At 73.0% G+C, this 3,132-nt stretch carries 2 protein-coding genes; one reads left to right on the forward strand and one right to left on the reverse strand.

All coding sequences use genetic code 11. The features are described 5' to 3' along the window. The coding region (locus tag D7X55_RS37860; RefSeq protein WP_121725573.1) for an NAD(P)/FAD-dependent oxidoreductase at positions 1–861 on the forward strand (861 nt) is incomplete at its 5' end. Here D7X55_RS37860 and pbpC read toward each other — a convergent pair. Continuing rightward, positions 855–3,132: penicillin-binding protein 1C (pbpC, locus tag D7X55_RS37865; protein WP_121725574.1), on the reverse strand; the 2,278-nt coding region annotated here is incomplete at its 5' end. The genes D7X55_RS37860 and pbpC overlap by 7 nt on opposite strands.

Genomic DNA, 3,132 nt, shown 5'->3' on the forward strand with positions numbered 1-3,132 from the left:
CGGCTGTCCACGCGGAGGAGCGCGGATGGGGGCACGTTCGACCATGGCGCGCAGTACTTCACCGCGCGGGATGCGCTCTTCCGGGAGCTGGTGGACGCGTGGAGCGCGGAGGGTGTCGTCGCGGAGTGGCGCGGACGCATCGGGACGCTGACGCGTGGGGTGGTGACTCCCGCGAAGGAGTCCGTGCGGTACGTGGGCGTGCCGGGGATGAGCGCGGTGGCGAAGGCGCTCGCGGACGGGTTGGACGTGCGCATGGGCGTGCGGGTGGAGCGCGTGGCGCGTGAAGGCCGGGCCTGGCGGCTGACTTCGGAGGCGGGCGAGGACCTGGGGCTCGCGGAGGTGGTGGTGGCCGCGGTGCCCGCGCCGCAGGCGGTGCCGCTGCTGGCGGGAGCTCCCGCGTTGGCGGCTCAGGCGGGGGCGGCTCGGATGTCGCCATGCTGGGCGGTCATGGCGCGATTCGATGCTCCGGTGGCGGTGGCGCTGGATGGCGCGTTCGTGGAGGACTCGCCGTTGTCGTGGGTGGCTCGGGACACGAGCAAGCCGGGGCGGACTTCGGGTGAGCGCTGGGTGCTTCACGGGTCGCCGGAGTACAGCGCGGCGCACCTGGAGGAGACGGCGGAAACCATGGCTCCGAGGCTCGTGGAGGCGTTTGGTCAGGCGCTGGGCCGGGACGTGCGCGCGGTGGAGGCCGTGGCGCACCGATGGCGCTTCGCGATGCCGTCACCGCCTCTGGACGCTTCCGCGTTGTACGACCCGGCGCTGGGACTGGGGGCCTGCGGTGACTGGTGCGCGGGGCCGCGTGTCGAGGGCGCGTTCCTGAGTGGCGCCGCGTTGGCGAGGCGGATCTCCGGGGCCTACTGACGCTCGCGGACCACCAGCGTGCGGCGTGCCGTCAGTCCGCGGTCGTCGGTGACGAGGATGTCGTGCGTGCCCACGCTCGGCTTCCACCAGAGGCGTTCGGCGGCCCTCGCGGTTCCCAGCACGGCTCCGTCCACGAACCATGTCAGCTCGCGGTCGTGCGCGGCCTCCGCCTCCAGGGGGATCTTCTGCTCCTCCGTGTTCATGCCCGGGATGAGCAGCGCCACCTGCCCCTCCGGCGGTGAGAGGATGGTCGGCGTGTCGCGCTCCCCTCCCGCGACGCAGCCGGGTGCCAGGGGCGGCGGTTCGGGCAACTGACGCTGCTGCTCCGCGAGCCACCGGCGCAGACTGGACGGCCAGGTCAGGTACACGCGCGACTCCGTCTTGCGTCCGTCACGGCACCCCGGCCCCACCGCCAGGCCCGATGCCACGTCCACCTCCACCCGGTGGTGGTACGGACACGGCGCCGTCGGTACCGCCGTGCGCACCGCGTCCACCCGCTTGCGCTGCGTGCACGCGTCCGTGGGCAGGTGCCCCGAATACGCGCACACCTCCACGCTCACCAGGTCCCTGGGCGGCGCGGCGTCCTCCTCCTGCAACGCCGCGCCCCTGGGTCCAATCCCTTCCAGGATGTCGAACAGCAGCGGGGCCGCGTTCTCCGCGCCCACCAGGTGCACGCTCGACGCGTGGTCGAAGTTGCCCAGCCACACCACCGCCGTGTGCTTCGGCCCGGAGCCCGCCGCCCATGCATCCCGGTTGCCAAAGCTCGTGCCCGTCTTCCAGTGCACCCGCGCCGGCAGCCCCGTGAGCCGCCGCCGCTCCGGGAAGTCCGGCCGGTCCCTCAACGCCAATGCCTTGCGCGTCAGCCACGCTGCCCCTGGCGACACCAGCGACGAGGCCGCCTTCGCGGGCGCGTCCTCCTCCAGCACCCGAAGGGGCCGCACCTGGCCATCTCCGGCCAGCGCCAGGTACACGCCCGTCAGCTCCAGCGGCGTCAGCTCCAGGCCACCTACCGCCGCGGACAGGCCGTAGTGCCCCGGCCGCGGATCCAGGCTGGTGACGCCCGCCTGCCGCAGCGACCCCAGGAAGCCCTCCACGCCCACCCGCTCCAGCAGCCTCACGAACGGCAGGTTGAGCGACTGCGACAGCGCGGACTCCATCCGCACCAGCCCCAGGAATCGCCCGTCGAAGTTGCGCGGCTGATAGCCGCCGTACGCCACCGGGATGTCCGGCACCAGCGTCTCCGGCCCCACCAGGCCCTGATCAATCCCCAGCGCGTACAACAGCGGCTTGAGCGCCGAACCCGGCGAGCGCGGCGTGGCGAAGCCGATGATCTGCCCGCCGTGCTTTTCATCGAAGAAGTCGAAGTTCCCCACCAGCGCGCGCACCTCGCCCGTCTCCCGGTCCGCCACCACCGCCGCGCCGTTGTGGATGCCCTGCCTGTCCAACCGCCGCGCCGCTTCTCCGAGCGTGCGCTCCACGAACCGCTGCGTGCCCGCGTCCAGCGTCGTCGCCAGCCACGTCTCTCCCGGCCGCTGCGCCTTGAGCCACACCGCCGCGTGCGGCGCCTCCCTCGGAAACGGCGTGAGCACGTCAGGCACCTGCGTGGCCCGCACCTCCGCGAGCACCGCGTCGGACGCGACGCCCTCCACCGCCAGCCCTCCGGAATCCAGCAGCCGCCGGGCAATGTCGTCCCGGGCCGAGCGCAACCGGTCCCGGTTCTCCGGCGACGGGAAGCGCCTGTTCGGGTTCTGCGGCACCGCCAGCAGCGTGGCGATCTCCGCGGGGCTCAGGTGCTGGGCGGTGTGCCCGAAGTACGCGAGCGCCGCCGCCTCCACGCCCTCCACGTTGCGCCCGTAGGGCACGAACTGGAGATACGCCTCCAACACCTCCTGCTTGGACAACCGCGCCTCCAGCTGGGCGGCGCGGAACGACTCAATCACCTTCGAGGTGAACGTTCGGGGACGGGGCTCCAGCACGCGCACCAGCTGCATCGTCAACGTGGACGCTCCGGACACCCGGCGCCCCCGGCTCAGGTTGAGACCGAGGGCACGCAGGGCCGCGATGGGATCCACGCCCGGGTGCTGGAAGAACCGCTTGTCCTCCAGCGCCAGGAGGGCGCGGACATAGGCCCGGTCGACGCGGTCCTTCGGCGCGGGGATGCGCCACCGCTCGTCCGGGGCGAGGAAGACGTACGCGGGCGCTCCGTCCCGGTACGCCATCACCACCGAGGGGGGCGCCGCCAACCGCTCCGGCAGCGGCACCCACCAGGCC

Source organism: Corallococcus sp. AB049A, from assembly GCF_003668885.1.
GTDB lineage: Bacteria > Myxococcota > Myxococcia > Myxococcales > Myxococcaceae > Corallococcus > Corallococcus interemptor.